General features: G+C 69.0%; 13 protein-coding genes and 2 pseudogenes. 8 read left to right on the top strand and 7 right to left on the bottom strand.

The features are described from left to right. Positions 1–109: 109 nt before the first annotated feature. From ACY0PA_RS41580 to ACY0PA_RS41595, 4 genes and pseudogenes are all read left to right on the top strand, one after another. A pseudogene (locus ACY0PA_RS41580) lies at positions 110–346 on the top strand (integrase); the annotation flags it as partial. Between the two features lie 331 nt (positions 347–677). Beyond that, a pseudogene (locus tag ACY0PA_RS41585) lies at positions 678–974 on the top strand (amino acid permease); the annotation flags it as partial. A 72-nt stretch (positions 975–1,046) separates the two neighbouring features. After that, positions 1,047–1,175 carry a hypothetical protein gene (locus ACY0PA_RS41590; protein ID WP_473086637.1) on the top strand — a complete coding sequence of 43 codons (129 nt, stop codon included), beginning with the start codon at positions 1,047–1,049 and terminating at the stop codon, positions 1,173–1,175. Beyond that, entirely contained in the window at positions 1,172–2,083 is a 912-nt protein-coding gene (locus ACY0PA_RS41595; RefSeq protein ID WP_473086600.1) for a TniQ family protein, read from the top strand. Before ACY0PA_RS41590 ends, ACY0PA_RS41595 begins: the two co-directional genes overlap by 4 nt. Before the next feature lie 7 nt (positions 2,084–2,090). Here the strand turns inward: ACY0PA_RS41595 and ACY0PA_RS41600 are convergent, their stop codons facing one another. Then, entirely contained in the window at positions 2,091–2,924 is an 834-nt protein-coding gene (locus ACY0PA_RS41600; protein ID WP_473082512.1) for a transposase family protein, read from the bottom strand. A gap of 54 nt (positions 2,925–2,978) precedes the next feature. Further along, entirely contained in the window at positions 2,979–3,431 is a 453-nt protein-coding gene (locus ACY0PA_RS41605) for a hypothetical protein (protein ID WP_473082513.1), read from the bottom strand. Between the two features lie 258 nt (positions 3,432–3,689). On the opposite strand from ACY0PA_RS41605, the gene ACY0PA_RS41610 reads away from it, so the two are divergent. Further along, a complete protein-coding gene (locus ACY0PA_RS41610; RefSeq protein WP_473082514.1) occupies positions 3,690–4,727 on the top strand; it encodes a hypothetical protein in 1,038 nt (345 codons plus the stop codon). A 711-nt stretch (positions 4,728–5,438) separates the two neighbouring features. Here the strand turns inward: ACY0PA_RS41610 and ACY0PA_RS41615 are convergent. Next, on the bottom strand, positions 5,439–6,044 hold the full coding sequence (locus tag ACY0PA_RS41615) for a hypothetical protein (protein ID WP_473082515.1): 606 nt from the start codon (positions 6,042–6,044) through the stop codon (positions 5,439–5,441). A gap of 592 nt (positions 6,045–6,636) precedes the next feature. Between ACY0PA_RS41615 and ACY0PA_RS41620 the strand changes: the two genes are divergently transcribed. After that, entirely contained in the window at positions 6,637–7,092 is a 456-nt protein-coding gene (locus tag ACY0PA_RS41620) for a VOC family protein (protein WP_473082516.1), read from the top strand. A 639-nt stretch (positions 7,093–7,731) separates the two neighbouring features. Continuing rightward, entirely contained in the window at positions 7,732–8,358 is a 627-nt protein-coding gene (locus ACY0PA_RS41625; protein ID WP_473082517.1) for a hypothetical protein, read from the top strand. Between the two features lie 206 nt (positions 8,359–8,564). Here the strand turns inward: ACY0PA_RS41625 and ACY0PA_RS41630 are convergent, their stop codons facing one another. The 4 genes from ACY0PA_RS41630 to ACY0PA_RS41645 all read right to left on the bottom strand — a co-directional run bounded on the left by ACY0PA_RS41630 (position 8,565) and on the right by ACY0PA_RS41645 (position 13,781). Next, positions 8,565–8,951: a fic family toxin-antitoxin system, toxin component gene (locus ACY0PA_RS41630; protein ID WP_473082518.1), complete on the bottom strand. Its 387-nt coding sequence runs from the start codon at positions 8,949–8,951 to the stop codon at positions 8,565–8,567. Next, positions 8,948–9,247 carry a type II toxin -antitoxin system TacA 1-like antitoxin gene (locus tag ACY0PA_RS41635; RefSeq protein WP_473082519.1) on the bottom strand — a complete coding sequence of 100 codons (300 nt, stop codon included), beginning with the start codon at positions 9,245–9,247 and terminating at the stop codon, positions 8,948–8,950. Before ACY0PA_RS41635 ends, ACY0PA_RS41630 begins: the two co-directional genes overlap by 4 nt. Before the next feature lie 140 nt (positions 9,248–9,387). Further along, on the bottom strand, positions 9,388–13,461 hold the full coding sequence (locus tag ACY0PA_RS41640; RefSeq protein WP_473082520.1) for a trypsin-like peptidase domain-containing protein: 4,074 nt from the start codon (positions 13,459–13,461) through the stop codon (positions 9,388–9,390). A gap of 8 nt (positions 13,462–13,469) precedes the next feature. Continuing rightward, positions 13,470–13,781, bottom strand: a complete 312-nt coding sequence (locus ACY0PA_RS41645; RefSeq protein WP_473082521.1) for a trypco2 family protein — start codon at positions 13,779–13,781, stop codon at positions 13,470–13,472. A 320-nt stretch (positions 13,782–14,101) separates the two neighbouring features. Between ACY0PA_RS41645 and ACY0PA_RS41650 the strand changes: the two genes are divergently transcribed. Continuing rightward, entirely contained in the window at positions 14,102–15,040 is a 939-nt protein-coding gene (locus tag ACY0PA_RS41650) for an endo-beta-N-acetylglucosaminidase H (RefSeq protein ID WP_473082522.1), read from the top strand. Positions 15,041–15,130 lie beyond the last annotated feature (90 nt).

Here is a 15,130-nt window from a genome sequence, read left to right on the forward strand (position 1 = left end):
CTGAACGAGTGAGCCAGGGCGGTGAGTTCGAAATGCATCGAACGAAAATCGAAGATAGCGAGTCTCGTGTCCCACGTACCGCCCCCACGAGGGCCTGCGGGATCCGCTGATGCCGGGCCGCGCGCTGAGCCCGAACGAGAAGTACGCCGCGCTGGGCGCGGCCGCCGGGCACGTCCCGGTGGCGTTGAGCGGCGACGAGTACGTGGAGCTCCTTCCGCGCTGTCGCCGCGCCATCAACGCGTACGGCATCCGCCTGGGCCATCGCACCTATGACAGTCCCGAGCTGGTCCCCTACCGGCGTCAGCGCTCGGGTATTGGGGCCGGTGGCGGGGGCTGGGAGGTTCACTACGACCCCTATGACATATCCCGCATCTGGATCCGTGACCCGCGGGGGCCCGGATGGATTACCGCGTGGTGGCGGCATCTGCGCACGGCGCCGACGCCCATGGGCGAGCTGGCCTGGCAACGTGCGCGACAGATCCTCGCCGAACGCGGCGAACGCCGGGCCACCGAACAGGCGCTTGCAACCTGCCTTTGCGCCGGCAGCACCGTTGGCTCCTGTCGGCTAGCTGAGGGTCGCGTCGGCGCGTGCCCACGCCCGGCGAAGGCTTTCTGCGGCGGCTGGCAGAGCAACTGCTCCGCTGGGTGGGCGTTTTGGCACCCGTCTCCTCGGGCTCCACCGGGCCGAACTCCTCGTCGGCGCCGTCGTCGCCGTAGCAGCCGCGATCACGGACGTGCGCGGAGCGATCGGCTTCTCCTCCTTCGGCGTCCTGGCCTACTACGCCATCGCCAACGCCTCCGCCTGGACCCTGAGCCCGGCCGAAGGCCGCCCTGCCCGGATCATCCCTGCCTTCGGCCTCGCCGGTTGCCTCGTCCTGGCCTTCGCCCTTCCCCTGACCTCCGTCATCACCGGAGCCGCCGTACTCCTGGCGGGCGCCGCCACTTACGGCATCCGCCACGTGGCATCGCGGTAGCGCACTCGTCGACGCGGACGCCGCGGGAAGGATCCCCGACGTCACGGACGCGACCTGGTGTGCTCGAAGCCGGTGACGAGGTTCGGCCCCGAATTCACCAAAGCCTCGCTGGAGCGGGTCGACCTGGACGAGAGCGCCGAACAGCAGAACGTTCCCCGCGCGCGTCGCCGCCGGAGCCGCCACGAGAAGCGCATCGCGTGACCGGTCGGCCGCGGACCCTGCCCCTCACGCCGCCGCCCGTCCACCACGAGACCATCGGCTCCTACCTGAACCGCCTCGCCGACGCCAACCACCTCACCATCGGCTACCTCGCACACCTGCTCGGGCCGTCCCGCCAACACCGTCGAGTCGACAACCGGGTCGGCTACTGGACCCCAGATGCACTGCGCCGGCTCGCCGCCTTGACCGGCCGGAGCCCGGCATCTCTGGTCCAGGCGATGCCGCCGCTCGGCTCGATCGGCGACCCGCTTCGACACCACCGGTCCGCCACCGAGGAGGTCGTCGAGCCACGGCGGCGTCCGGCCTGCCGCCTCTGCATGGCCCGGCGGCACGTCCACGGGCTCGTCGTCCGCAGCACCCCGCACCATAAAGGCATCTGCCACCGCCACCACCGCTGGCTCCTCGGAGAGGAGCAACACGATCTGACCCGACTGCCCGAGGTTCTGCAGGCCACCCTCCGCCATCACCGGATCGTCCGCCGGAGCACCCATCCCTTCACCACGCTGGCCTTCATCGACGCCCGCGACCGCCTGACCAGGTGGTTCACCAGCGACAGCAGCGATGAGCCCCTTCGGCAGAGATGGAACCGCCGGCTCGACGTGCTGGGCGAGGACTCGTTCGGTGATCCCCACCGTCCCTCCAAGGCACGGGGCGAACTGGTCACCTACCCTGAAGCCGTTGTCCTCACAGGGCTGTTCACCTCGTCGCACTGGCGAGACCACTCCGAGCTGCCCGCCGAAGCGGCACGGCGCCTCGGCATCGCATCCCACCAGCTGCAGTGCGGTGGAACAATGAGATCGTTTCAACCTGAACTTTGCAGGTCAACGGGTCTGGCCTGGGTGGAAGTTGAGGGTTTGTTGCCGGTTGCGTCCTTGATCAGGTCGGGGTGATCGTCTGTCATCGTGAGACTTCGGCGCGGGTGAGGACGAGCAGGGCCCTCAGCAGTGCAGTGGCGTGACGGGCGTTCAGGCGGAGTTTGGTGAGCACGCGCCAGTTCTTGAGGTCGGCGAAGCCGTGTTCGTTCGCCGCGCGTTCGCGGGCGACGAGCTTGTTCGCTTCCTTCTGGGCGGGGGTGAGGCGGCGTCCGCGGGCAGCGCGGTAGCCGGTGATGATGACGGGGTTGTCCGGGTCGTCGTCCAGGCCGAGGAAGCCGAGGTCGCAGATCGCGCCGAGCCCTGCTTCACGCAGGCGGGCGGTGAGGTGATCGTGCCGGGCGGCGGTGATGTCGTGGGTGCGGCCGCGTCGGGCGGCTGAGACCCAGATCAGGTTGCCGCCCTCGTCGGTGAGCGCGAGGACGTGCAGGCCGTGCATCTTGCGTTTGCCGGAGTAGTTGGGACGGTTGTCGGCGCCGGTGCGGCGCCGGGTGGGTATCAGGGTGCCGTCGATCAGCACGACCTGCCCGCCCTTCGTGGCGACCTTCTTCAGGGCGCGGTCTAGGCGCTCGGCGCGGGCGGCCAGCAGGTGGACGACTTCCAGCAGCCAGCGGCGCACGGTCGAGGCGGAGACATGGTAGGCGCCGGCCATGTCGGCGAGCCGCTGGTCATGGCGGAGCACGGCGAGGACGATCAGGGAGATGCGGCCCGACGCGAGCTTGCGCCACCGCGAGCCGATCTTCTTCAGGTGGGCCCTCACGAGCCCGGCGACGAGGTTGAGGGTGGCGCTCGACAGTGGCAGGCGGCACTGGTAGACAAGCGGGTCCGGGCCCTCGACGGCAGTGGCGTTCTTCGACATGAACACCCCAACTGGCGTCGGGGGTCTGCCCGTTACGCACGAAACCGGCCACCGCTACTTCTCGCCGAGGACGGTGAACCGGCCACCCGGGGTGCGGTGCAGCCAGCCCCGCTCGGCCAGCCTCTTCAGCTTCGCGCGCACCCCCTCGACCTGGCCGGGCAGGGTGCCCTTGCCGAGTGCCTCGCTCACCTGTCCGGCCTGGGCCGGCCCCTCGGCGTCGGCCACCACCTTCATGATCACCTGGTAGTCGTCGGGCAGTACGTCCACGTCCATGCCCCGCTCACGGTCCGGGATCAGTCGCATCCCGCCCGCGCCGGGGGTGGTTGTGACCCGCTCGAACTCCGCGTCCACGGCCGGATCGTCGGCCTCACCGGCGCGTTCGGCCTCGATGAACTGGCCGATCACAACCTCCGCGGCCTCCAGCCGAAGCACCTCGGCCACCGCTTCCGCGAGTTCCTTGCGCAACTGCTCGACCCGGTCGGCCAGGACGACCCGTTGCTGAATCACCCATGTCAGCATCTCGGCCACCAGCCGGTCCCTCCCGTCCGCGAACTCCCTTTGTCCTGCGGACAGTAGCGGCGACGAACGGCCTCAACCCGCAGTTCTGCGGAACCGCCCCCGTGGCCGACGATCTCCTGCTACCGATCACGCCACCGACCAGGACGAGCACTCACACGACCGGCCACACCAGCCCCGTGACCAGCGACTTCAGGATGAAACGATCTCAATGAAGGTCTTGCAATCGCCACCAGGGGGAATGTGTCTGTGAAGGTCGGACCGGCACGTTCCGCCGCAGGCCAGTGGGTCGCCCGGTATGCCCAATCCGATGCCGGCTATCGCGGCGCGTACTTCAGCGGCTCGACCGTCGGGCTTCCGGACGATGCCGAGCTGCCGCCCTCCTCCGACGTCGACATCTCCGTCGTCACCGCCGCCGACGGCCCGCCGGCCAAGCCGGGGAAACTCCGCTACCACGGTGCCCTGCTGGAAATCAGTTACCAGCCCTGGGCCGAACTCGCCTCCGCCGACGAGGTCCTCGCGTCCTACCACCTGGCCGGCAGCTTCCGCACCGACACGGTCATCGATGACCCCACCGGCCATCTGCACAAGCTGCACGCACACATCTCGCCAAGGTTCGCCGACCTGCCCTGGGTCCGCCGCCGGTGCCAGGACGCCCGCCACCGGGTCGAAGCCCGCCTCGCGGCGATGAACACCTCGGCACCGTTCCACGAGCAGGTGAACGCCTGGCTGTTCCCCACCGGCGTGACCTGCCACGTGCTCCTCGCCGCCGCCCTGCGCAACCCCACCGTCCGCCTGCGCTACCCGGCCGCACGCAAGGTCCTCACCGACTACGGCCACCTCAGCCTCTACTTCGATCTCCTCCGCCTCCTTGGCTGTTCACACCTGTCTGCGCAACGCGTCCAGCACCATCTGCGCGAACTCGCCAAGACGTTCGACGCCACCGCCCAGGTGGCGAAGACCCCGTTCTTCTTCAGCAGCGACATCACCCCCACCGCACGGCCGATTGCCATCGACGGAAGCCAGACCCTCATCGATGCCGGCGACCACCGCGAGGCGGTCTTCTGGATCATCGCGACCTTCGCCCGCTGCCACACCATCCTGGCTACCGATGCTCCCCAACTGCACGAGTCGCTCGCCCCGGCGTTCCAGGCAGCCGTTGCCGACCTGGGCATCAGCTCCAGCCGCGACCTTCTGCACCGGGCCGAAGAAGTCACCCGGTTCCTGCCCCGGCTCTGGCAGACCACCGAGGACATCCTGACCAGCAACTCCAAGATCACCGAATAGCGAAGGAAGGACAGCGCCTCGTCCGGGGAGCGCTGTCCGTTCTCTCTTACGAAGCCAGGCACGGTCCGGGCCGGCCCCGGAAACTGCCACCTTCAGTGAGAGCCCTCACGGCAAACGTCTCACCGTCCTGACACAGCCCAGCTCAGGACGCATCTGCACCGCCATGATCGACGAGACGCGTTCGCGGCGGTGGAGCTGCAACCGCAGAAGACACCCTGCGGTCTCGTCACGAATCCCACTTCAACCTGTCACCCCGCAGGTCAACACCCTCATCTCTGCAAGATCTAATGCGACGGGACAGGATGGATACGAGCAAGATGTCGGCGGAGGACGTCGAGTTGGAGTACATCACTGAGGCAGGACTCCGTCAGCGCGGTTCTTTGGGGCGCCTGTGGTCGGTTCCGTTCGAGTCGGTGCGTCCCGGGCGCCGGATTCCGGCCTTCCGCGGGCAGAACAACTGGTGCGGCTCGTACCGGGTGGCGTCCTGCGGCGGCCACGAGGGGTACGAGCCGTGGCTGGAGAGGGACCGGTTGATACTGCTCGACTTCGATCCGCTGGTCATAGGGACGGCCTCGCAACCGCTCCGTCCGTCCTGCGCGGGACCGGAGAGGAAGCCGGTCCGGCACACCTCAGACCTCTTCGTAGACCGTACGGACGGGACTGGTGGTCGATGTCAGACCCGACGCGCAAGGGGCCCCCGCTGGTCATCCGTCAGGCGCGTAGACCCGCTTGCCGCAGGCCGATCGCCGCCAGGTCGGCGATGACCTGTTCGTCGCCGCGCCGCCAAGCCTCTGCGAGGCCGCCGGGTGGCGTGGGCAGCGCTGCGAGTTCGCGCTGCGAGCCGGCGAGGACGCGCAGGGCGAGGATGTCGGCGCCGCCCGGATCGGCGGCGAGGCGCCGGGTGGCGGCGCTGCGGCGGATCCAGCGCAGGCGCGGGGGCAGCCACAGCAGCAGCACGAACACCACCGGGATGACGATCAGGGCGACCGTGGAGAGCGTCGCCACGTGGCCCACCGTGTCCTGAAGCGAACGACCTGCGTCGGCCAGCCCGGTGCCGGCCTCGGCGGCGGACCTGAGCGGCTTCTTCAACTGGCCTCCGACGAACGGCACCTTCGAGGCGGCGTTGCCCGCGTCGACGAGTCCGTCGGAGAGGCTTTTGCCGGCGCTTTCCGCCTTGCGGCCCGGATCGGCCAGTCGCCTGATCGCGTCGTGCACGGCCAAGGCCAGCTTCACCACGGCGCAGATCAGGGCCACCGCGATCAGGTCTGCGAGGACCTGGCGGCTCCGACGGGCCGTGGTCTGGGCGTACAGACGCATGGGCGTGCTCCTTTTCCGGTAGGGCATCGGCGCTCGGCGGCTGCCCGTACGGCTACCCCGGTAGGGAGGGCGGGACGCCGCGCCCACGTCGGCCCATGGGCCTTCAGAGATAGACCAGGCCCTGCTGCATTTCCGCGCGAAGGCGGACGGCACCGTCAACCGCACCCGTTCGCGAGCCTCATATGATCCATGTGGGCCTCTCGGTGAGCCAGACCGTGCAACCTTTGCCGGCACAGGACAGCTTGTGACTGAGCGCCGTTGTCCAGTCTCCGATATCTCTGGAAACGGCGTCGTTCCGGCCTGCGGTGACTGGACTTGAGCGAGGCGCCCAGTCACTGTCCTGCGGCCAACTGCGATGCTCAGAGTGGCCAACCAGCGTGCTCCGTCACAGCTGTGACGGAGCACCTGAGGCTTCGCACGGCACTCGGCACCTGGCGCTCGCGGAGGCAACGGGTGCCGCGGCGGACGACATCACCTCGCGTCGGCGGCGCTCGGCGCGGCCGTGCACCGGGTGACGTTCCGGGGGTGCTCACGGACTACTCGGCGAGTCGGGCCTGTACGGATGTGCGGCGTGGTCTGCCAAGCTCTGGTTATGGAGATGACCCTGCAACTGACGATCGACTGCGCCGACGTACAGAGACTTGTGGCGTTCTGGAGCGAGGCTCTGGGATACGTACCGGAACCTCCACCGGGCGGCCATGCCACGTGGCGGGAGTATTGGGCGGCCATGGGGGTGACCGAGGAGGAATTGCCTGTCGGTGCCGGCGATACTCCGGAGTCGATCGTCGATCCCTCAGGGAACGGGCCGCGGGTGTGGTTCCAGCAGGTTCCCGAACCCAAGGCCACCAAGAACCGAATACACCTCGACCTTAAGGTCGGCGGCGGGCGCGACGTCCCGTTGGCGGTCCGCGCGCAGCGGGTCACCACCACAGTGGAAAGACTGATCGCAGCCGGCGCCGGCGTGCTTCGGACCACGGATGAGCCGGACATGGGGCACTACGCCGTCGTGCTGCAGGACCCGGAGGGCAACGAGTTCTGCGTTGTCTAGGAGTCGTTCGCCCGCGCCGCTCCTAGCCACTAACCACTCGCTGATGGCCGCGACCAGACCAGACCAGGCCAGTCCAGACCCGACCCGGGTTGACCCGGACAAAGCTCCAAGAGCCATCCGCGCCTGTTGACGCGGGATGCGAGCGGCAGCCTCACGAGCCTGCAGCCGGAGCTGAATGTGACGACCGGCGTATCGCCCCCTCGATCCCGGCGAGTTGCGCTGGAGACCCCTACCTCGTGCAGGACGCCGGTTCGCGGTACGGCCGTCACGACGACTCGCCGATCACGGACTCTGAACTGCCGCATAGCATGCGGCAGTTCCTGTCCAAGACGGCCTCTCAGAGTGCTCGCCGACTAACAATGTCCAAGCGCCGTGCGCAATGAGTTGATCTAGTGCAGAGTGATCAGGCAGCAGGCGAGCTGGGAAGGCTTCATGGATGTCGATGCGACGCTTCCAAGGGCGCGGCCGGCGCCCATGTAGCGCGAAGGATCGGTGGGGGAGCGGATGAGAGAGCAGTTGGCGTGGCCCGGTGGCCGACCGAGCCGGGCGCAGCGGATCGGGTCCGGTCTGGCGATCCGGCTGATCGGAGCTGCCGTCATCGGTGCGCTCACCGGGTTGGCTGTCTTCAGCCTCACCCAAGTGACCAGCCGTATTCTGTTCGTCATCACGGGTGGTGTCGTGGGCGCGGTGACCGTCCTCGTACTGCAGTGGTACCAGCGCACCGCCCGCCTCACGGAGGTGAGGGTGAGTATCCCGCAGCTGAGCGAGCTCACCTTCGCGGTCAACAACGACGCCCGCCAGGTCGCCTGGAAGATGTTCGTCGAAACGGTGACACGGGTCTCCACCCAGCCCCTGGCCAGTGATGAGGGAGTCGTCCGCGAGGCGCTCACCTCGATGTACGGACTGTTCGCCACGACACGCGAGACGCTGAAGGCCACGCGCCCGTCCGCTGCGGTCCCCGGTGGCCGGACGGTCGAGTCCCTGGCGATCTCCCTGCTCAACCGCGAGCTGAGGCCGTTCCTCTCCCAATGGCACCCACGGCTGCGGGAGTTCGAACAGGCTCACCCCGACAGTGCGGAATCCGACTGGCCGGACAATGCCGCATGCCGTGCGGATCTGCAGCGGGTGCAGCGCGACATCTACGACTACGCGGTCGGCTTCGCCCGTCTCGCCGGTGTACGTGAGGCCGAGTCATTGATCGGGCAGGTCCCCGCGCCTCGCATCCCCGAGGGCCGGACCGCGGGTGGTGCACGCCGTCGCCCTTGACACGGCGGTCGCGCGGGGTCTCAGAGATGCTCGTGTCCTCGCCTCACCGAAGGTTATGTACGCGGCATCCGTCAAGGTCGGGGAAGGTCTTATCCCGTACGCAGGACGCGCTCACGACGGCAGGGGGCACGACGCGACGGGCATTGCGCCGCCTGCGTCCTCCATGAGTTCTGATCTGGGCCGATGCTGGTCCGTATTCACGGACGTCAGCTGACGGTCCAGTCGCGCAGCTGGCGGGCGATAGAGGCCACGCCAAGACGTCCGGATGCGGCGTCACCTACGAGTTCGACCGCGGCCTTGATCGGGTGCTCAAGGCGCCGGCCGTGGAGCATGAGGTACGCCTCGGCGGAATGCCAGGCGAAAGCCGCGTTCGAGTGCTCGAGGCAGGGCAGCCTCGCCAGTGTGTGCAAGAGCGCAGCCGCCTTCAGGTTCAGCGACCCATAGATGTCGTGCTCCAGGGCGCGCGCGTTGACCCTGCCGACGGCCGCATACAGGGGCCCGTAGTCGTCGACCTGAGGGTCGCCCTCGAGGAGCTCGGCGGCGTGGAGGAGGAAGGTGACATCGAGCAGGTGCTGGGGGTCGGGCTGGGTCACGCGGCGTGCCCCTGCTCCTGCGCATTGAGGTCACGCCGTGCACGATGCTCAGCGTCTCGCTGCTCGGGGCTCGGGTCCAGGCTGTCGGAGGCGGCCCGGAAAGCGTCGCCACTGCGCGCCATGGACTCCTGGAACCCACTCAGGAACTTGCGCTCGACCGCGGTCGCTCGCTCGTAGGCCGCAGACAGGATGTACTCCTGCATGCTCATTCCCTCCTGCCGGGCTGCTGCTTCGATCGCCGCCCGTTGCGCAGGGTCGGGGAACCGCAAGTTCAAAGCTTTGGGACTATTCGGCATGGTACCGATGGTACTACTGGCCCCACTCCAGATGCCAGGGTTCCCTGTCACGCCGCTCAGCGAGCGTGACAGCTTGTCGTTCGCCGCCGCATCCGCCCTGCGTACCGGTGACCAGCGCGGCGAGGGTGCTCCTGTGAAGGTCACCCGGCCCGTGTTGTCCCGGTGCGGTGGGCCGGTGAGGCCGAGGCGGTCACTTGTTCGGCATGCGGCCGGATCACCCCGAGTTGAGTTGCGATCTCTTGCAGGCACGCCGGTTCCAGGGCCGCCAGTGGGGCAATGACGTCCTCGGCGAAGCCGTGGGCCAGCGAGCGCTTGACCAGGTCGACGGGCGGCGGGGAGGTGACGGCCGCGGCGAGGGCCAGGCAGTAGGCCTTGTCGTCCTGGAGGTCGTCGATGAGGGGGAGGGCCTCGGTCAGCAGGCCTGCGTCGAGCATTGCTTTGACCATGTCGGTGAGGACGACCTCGGCCAGGACTTCGCTCAGGCGGCGGGCTTCGGTGTGGTAGCGATCCCAGAGGCGCAGGCGGACGACTGCTTCCAGCGGCACGGTTTCGGTCCCGTAGCCGGCGCCAGTGACGAGGGCGGCGTGCTGCAGCGTATCCAGAAGGCGAGTGAATTCCTCGGTGAGGCCGGCGGCCTGGCAGGCCGCGGTGAGCCAGGGACGGGCCCAGAGTGCGCTGTCCAGCGTCACGCCCGGGTCTGCGGCCCCGGCGAGTTGAGCGGTGATGTCGCGGCACAGGGCCTCGTGGCCGGCGTCGCACAGCTCGACAATCATCGCGGCTGCCTGCTCCTGCCGGCGGACGAGGTCCTGTGGGGAACTCAAGGACATGGCCAGGGCCGTTTCGCGGATCAGGGAGACAGCCGCGGGGACGTCGTCCGACAGCAGGCGCGCGCGCAACTCGAGCATGCGGCCGGGGAGGTCTGTCTCGGCGAGCCGGCGGGCCAGATCGAGGGCCACGTCGGCGTGCCCGGCGCGGAGGTGGAGGGAGATGAGTTCGTGAGAGACACGGGTACGCCAGCCGGACGCGCGCGGATCCGTCGACTTCTCGATGCCTTCGGTCACCTGGGCGATGAGCAGGTCGAGATCGGCCGAGCGGTGATCGGCGTGTGCTTCGACGGCCCTCGCTGCGTCCAGCAGGATGTCGACGCGGTCCATCTGGTCTGCCTCGAACCCCGCTGCGATCCCCAGGGCGTGGTCGAGGTGGCCAAGCCGGGCGGCTGCGCTTGCCACAGCCCGCGCCTCCCACTTGGCACGGGTGTCGTCGCTGTCCTGCAGCACCGTGTGGAGGGCCAGTTCCAGGGCCGGCGTGGCCAGGTCCGTTCGTCCGGCGGTGTCGGCGGCCAGGGCGAAGGTCGCGAGGACGGTGGGCGGCGACGTGTTCCTGGTCTCGTCGAGGGCCGCCTCCACCTCGCGCACCACGGGAGCGGCGTCCTGGGGCGTGTTGGAGTCGAGCAGCGCCAGCGCGATCTCCGTGAGGCGGGCCGCACGGATGAAGGGGATGGCGATGTCCTGGGCCAGGGAGACCGCCAGCGAGAGGTGGCCGCCTGCCAGGGCAGACGTTGCGGCGTCGGCCAGCAGTTCGTCGGATGCCCCGGGCCGCCGAGGGTCGAGGCCGTGGGCGGCGAAAGCGGTATAGGCGAGCTCGACGAGATCGAGACCGGGAGAGGACGAGGCGGGCAGGGCGAGCAGGCGGCGGGCCCGTTCCTCGTCCTGGTAGGGGGCCGATTCCACGAGTTCGGAGGCGGTGAACTCGTGGTTCAAGGCGGTGAGGAGCACCTCGGGCACGTTTCCACGGCCTCCCTTGGCGAAGTGCTCGCTGCAGGCGGTGAGGAGGGCTCGTTTCCTGCCGTCCCGGTCCAGGGCGGCGAGGTGCTGGACGAGGCGGTCGAGGTCGCCGAGGGCGGAGAACGCCGGCGCGAGGAAGCCGCAGAAGTCGGGGCGGTCCTCGGCGTCAGCGTGTTCGATGGCCTCCTCGATGAGGCGCCGTGTCAGCGCGGGATCGATCTCGGCCAGTGCGTCGGCGGCGTTGGTGAGGGACCAGCCGCGCTCGTCGCCGCTTTCGGTGATGGCTTCGCGAGCGAGACCGGCGGCGCCTGGTTCGTGGTGCCGCGCAAGCGCGAGGGCTGCGCGCACCGTATGGGGCATCCGCTCCAGGGGCAGCCTGCCCGGTACGGCCATGGCTTCGTGGATGAGGTTCCGCGCCTCGGCCGGCCGGCTGTCCAGCAGGTGCTCGCCGATCGCCAGCAGAGCGTCGGCCCGCACGTAGACGTTCTGCAGAGTACGGGCGAACTGGATGCCCTCCTCGGCTCGGCCGACGCGCAGAAGCAACAGCGGATACGTGGAGGGCATGGTGAAGTTGTCGTCCTCGATGCGCTTGCGGAGCAGCGACACCCGCGTCAGAAGGGTGAGGTCGCAGTCGGGGGCTGCCTCGAGGAGCCTTGCCGCGTTCGACAGTTCGGACAGCGCGGCCAGATCTCCCTCGGTCCGGCGGCGGAGCAGGGCGCGGCGCGCGGGGGAGGCCAGAGCTGCCAGCGTCCGGCCGGCCCCTTCGGTGAGCAGGAGAGTCGGGTACGCCTCGGTCAGGTAGGCCGGGGTGTCATCGGGCCAGCCGGCCGCCGCGAAGCCGAGGGCCCAGCCGTCGATGGAGGTGCGGGCATGGGTGAACTCCTCGGGTTCCAGGTCCTCCTGGACGGCGAAGGACAGGGTGTCATGGGCGAGGGTGTACCGAGTCGGCGTACCGGGGCGCGGCTCCACGACCCGGGAGAGCCCTCGTTCCAGGGTCCTGCGGATCGCCAGCGTGGATTCGTTGACGATCGAGGCGATGTCGCTGCTGCTCAGCGCGCCGCGGGCGACTGCCATCGTGGTCAGGACGGTGCGTGGGACAGGCGCGGCGAGTACGTGATCCAGCTCTTGGCGCGCGCGCAGGAGCAGGCTCGTCGCCGCGGGGAACGGTGTCAGCACCTGGCGGCGGCAGGTGCGCAGCGGGTGGCTCCCGTCCACGTCGAGCGGCACGTCAGAATGGCGGCTCGTCACCAGGACGTGTGCCGCCGGACCGAGAGCGGTCGGGAGCTGCGCGGCGACACTGGGCTCAGCCAGCTCGCGGTAGTCGTTCTCGTCCAGGCCGTCGACGAGCAGCAGCAGGGAACGTCCGGGGATCCGCATCGCGCGTCCCCAGAGGCTGAGGAAGGCGGCCGCGTCCGGTTCGGCAGGCGGGAACTCGCCCAGCAGGGCGGCGAGCTGGTCGCACATGGCCCGGTGGAACTGCTGGACGCGCATCTGCCCGTCGCGCCGGGAGATGACGAACGACACCACGTCAAGACCGGGGTGGGACCCCGTGGCGAAACGGGTCACCAGCGAGGTCTTTCCGGCCCAAGGACCGGCGACGAGCATGAGGTAGGGGTCCGGCCCGGTCGCGAACGCCAGGAGGCCGGCGAGCTCCCGGTCGCGGCCGGTCAGTTCGGCGCACCGGGCTGCGTACTGGCGCAACATCGCCTCGTAGGCCGGGCGACGCCGCTCCTGCCCGCGCAGGGGTGCCGGCACGACGCCGTGCGAGGCCATCAGTTCACGTGCGGCGGCGGCACTCGGCTCGGGCTCGCGCTCGCCTTCCGCGCGCGGCTCGTACGCGCCGATCACAGCAGCCAGCCGCACGGCCTCCAGCCCGCCCGAGTGGGCCGACTCCACGACGACGCCGACCGCCGACCCCTCACAGACGACGCCCGCGCCCGAGAAACCGCTCCAGTCGCGCGCTTCCAGGCGGCGGCCATCCGTCCTGTGCAGCAGCAGGCGGCCCCGTTTCACACTCGACCCGAGCGGGATCACCCCGTCGATCTGGTCGCTGTCGCGCCAGGTCGCCGTGTGCGTGTCCGTCCAGCTCTGATGGCGCGGAAAGCCGATCGCGGTGAAGGGAAGCCGTCCGTCAGCCTCGTCCGGTACAACTGCGATGGCCATCGCAGTGACCTCGTCGAGGGAGACATCCGGAGCGAGTTCGACAAGCGCGACGTCCAGCCGGGCACCTCGCCACACCGTCCGGGCGGTGACGACGATCTCGTCGGGGGCGCCGCCGGACAGCCGTACCCTGACCGACCCATCGCCTTCGACCACGTGCCCGGCCGTCACCACCAAGGTCGTCGCCAGCCGCAGCCCCGAGCCGTACCCGGTGCCGCCGTCCTGCTCGACCAAGATCTCGGCGCACCGCCCGGCGAGCGAGCCCACCACCGCAGGCCTCAGTGCGGGAGCTCGGGCAGCCGGTCGATGACCGACAGCGGCCGGCCGGCGTCGTCGGTGGGCGTAAGCGTCATCCGCACACGCTGTGTCCGCCCTCCGCTGCGCTTGCCGTCGGCGCCCGCCTCGACCACCCACAGCTTCACCCCGCCGCGCCCGCTTGCCTCCCGCGTCATCGTGACCTCGAACTCCAGCTCCACGGCCCCGACGCCGAACTTGACCCCGTGGCCCGCCCCTTGCTGCTGTGCCGTCTCCAACTGATCGCGGAGTACGCGGATGTAGTCGGCCAGGGGCACGCCCTCGGGATCGCTCATCAGATACCGCCTCCACGTATGTCGATACCCACGAGTCTGCCAGGCGGCCACCTCGTGTGTATGCGAACCGGATTCGTTTGACCTTGGCACGCCCGCGCACTTCCTTCCGTCTCGATGCGGACCCAACCCATCGAGAGGAGGAGAGGCATGTTCACGCATCCCTTGTCCACGTGCCGGGTCGCGGTGGGACGTGCGTGGGAGTCGTGAAGAGTGCGCAGAAAATTATCGGGATTTGGTCATGGAAGCGGAAAACTCGGAGGGCTCACTCGGCGCTTTCGAACAGGTCGGGCGCCGGCCATGCGAGGGGAGACCGATCAACGATGTTCACTCTGGTACGGAGCAGAGTGCGGACGGCCGCGCTCGCGCTCTCGGCCGTCGCGGCCCTCGCTTTCGGCACGACCGCCATGACCGCCACGACCGGTGCGGCAGCGGCCCCAGCTCCTGCTCCCGCTCCCGCGAAAGAGGGTCCGACCTCGGTGGCGTACGTCGAGGTGAACAACAACAGCATGCTCAACGTCGGCAAGTACACCCTCGCCAACGGCGGCGGCAACGTCTTCGACGTCGCCGTGATCTTCGCGGCGAACATCAACTACGACACGGGCACGAAGACGGCATCCTTGTACTTCAACGACAACGTGCAGCGTGTCCTCGGCAACGCCGCCACGGAGATACGGCCGTTGCAGCAGAAGGGCATCAAGGTGGTCCTCTCGGTGCTCGGCAACCACCAGGACGCGGGCTTTGCCAACTTCCCGTCCCAGCAAACGGCTTCGACGTTCGCGAAACAACTGTCGGACACCGTGGCCGAGTACGGCCTCGACGGCGTCGACTTCGACGACGAGTACGCCGAGTACGGCAACAACGGCACCGGCCAGCCCAACGACAGCTCGTTCGTGTACCTGGTGACGGCGCTGCGCGCGAACATGCCGGACAAGATCATGAGTCTCTACAACATCGGCCCTGCGGCGTCGCGCCTCTCCTATGACGGCGTCGACGTCTCGTCCAAGTTCGACTACGCCTGGAACCCGTACTACGGCACCTGGCAGGTCCCCGGCATCGCGCTGCCCAAGTCGAAACTGTCGCCGGCGGCTGTCGAGATCGGCCGGACCTCACAGAGCACGGCCGCCGACCTCGCCCGCCGCACCGTCAGCGAGGGGTACGGCGTCTATCTGACGTACAATCTCGACGGCGCGGATCGCAGCGCCGATGTCTCCGCATTCACCAAGCAGCTGTACGGCAGTGACGCCGTCTACACGCCGTAAAGCGAGGGCAGGAGCCGGTGTGCGGTGCTCCCTTGGGGCTTGCCGCATCCTGTGGGGGCCGCGAGCCATGCAGGCCGTCACGTGCTCGCG

The organism is Streptomyces sp. DS1-CR2, assembly GCF_055760475.1.

Bases quoted from the DNA above. Each gene is read 5' to 3' on its own strand.
- ACY0PA_RS41600 (WP_473082512.1), bottom strand. From the start codon at position 2,924: ATGTCGAAGAACGCCACTGCCGTCGAGGGCCCGGACCCGCTTGTCTAC.
- ACY0PA_RS41615 (WP_473082515.1), bottom strand. From the start codon at position 6,044: ATGCGTCTGTACGCCCAGACCACGGCCCGTCGGAGCCGCCAGGTCCTC.
- ACY0PA_RS41620 (WP_473082516.1), top strand. From the start codon at position 6,637: ATGGAGATGACCCTGCAACTGACGATCGACTGCGCCGACGTACAGAGA.
- ACY0PA_RS41635 (WP_473082519.1), bottom strand. From the start codon at position 9,247: ATGCCGAATAGTCCCAAAGCTTTGAACTTGCGGTTCCCCGACCCTGCG.
- ACY0PA_RS41645 (WP_473082521.1), bottom strand. From the start codon at position 13,781: ATGAGCGATCCCGAGGGCGTGCCCCTGGCCGACTACATCCGCGTACTC.
- ACY0PA_RS41650 (WP_473082522.1), top strand. From the start codon at position 14,102: ATGTTCACTCTGGTACGGAGCAGAGTGCGGACGGCCGCGCTCGCGCTC.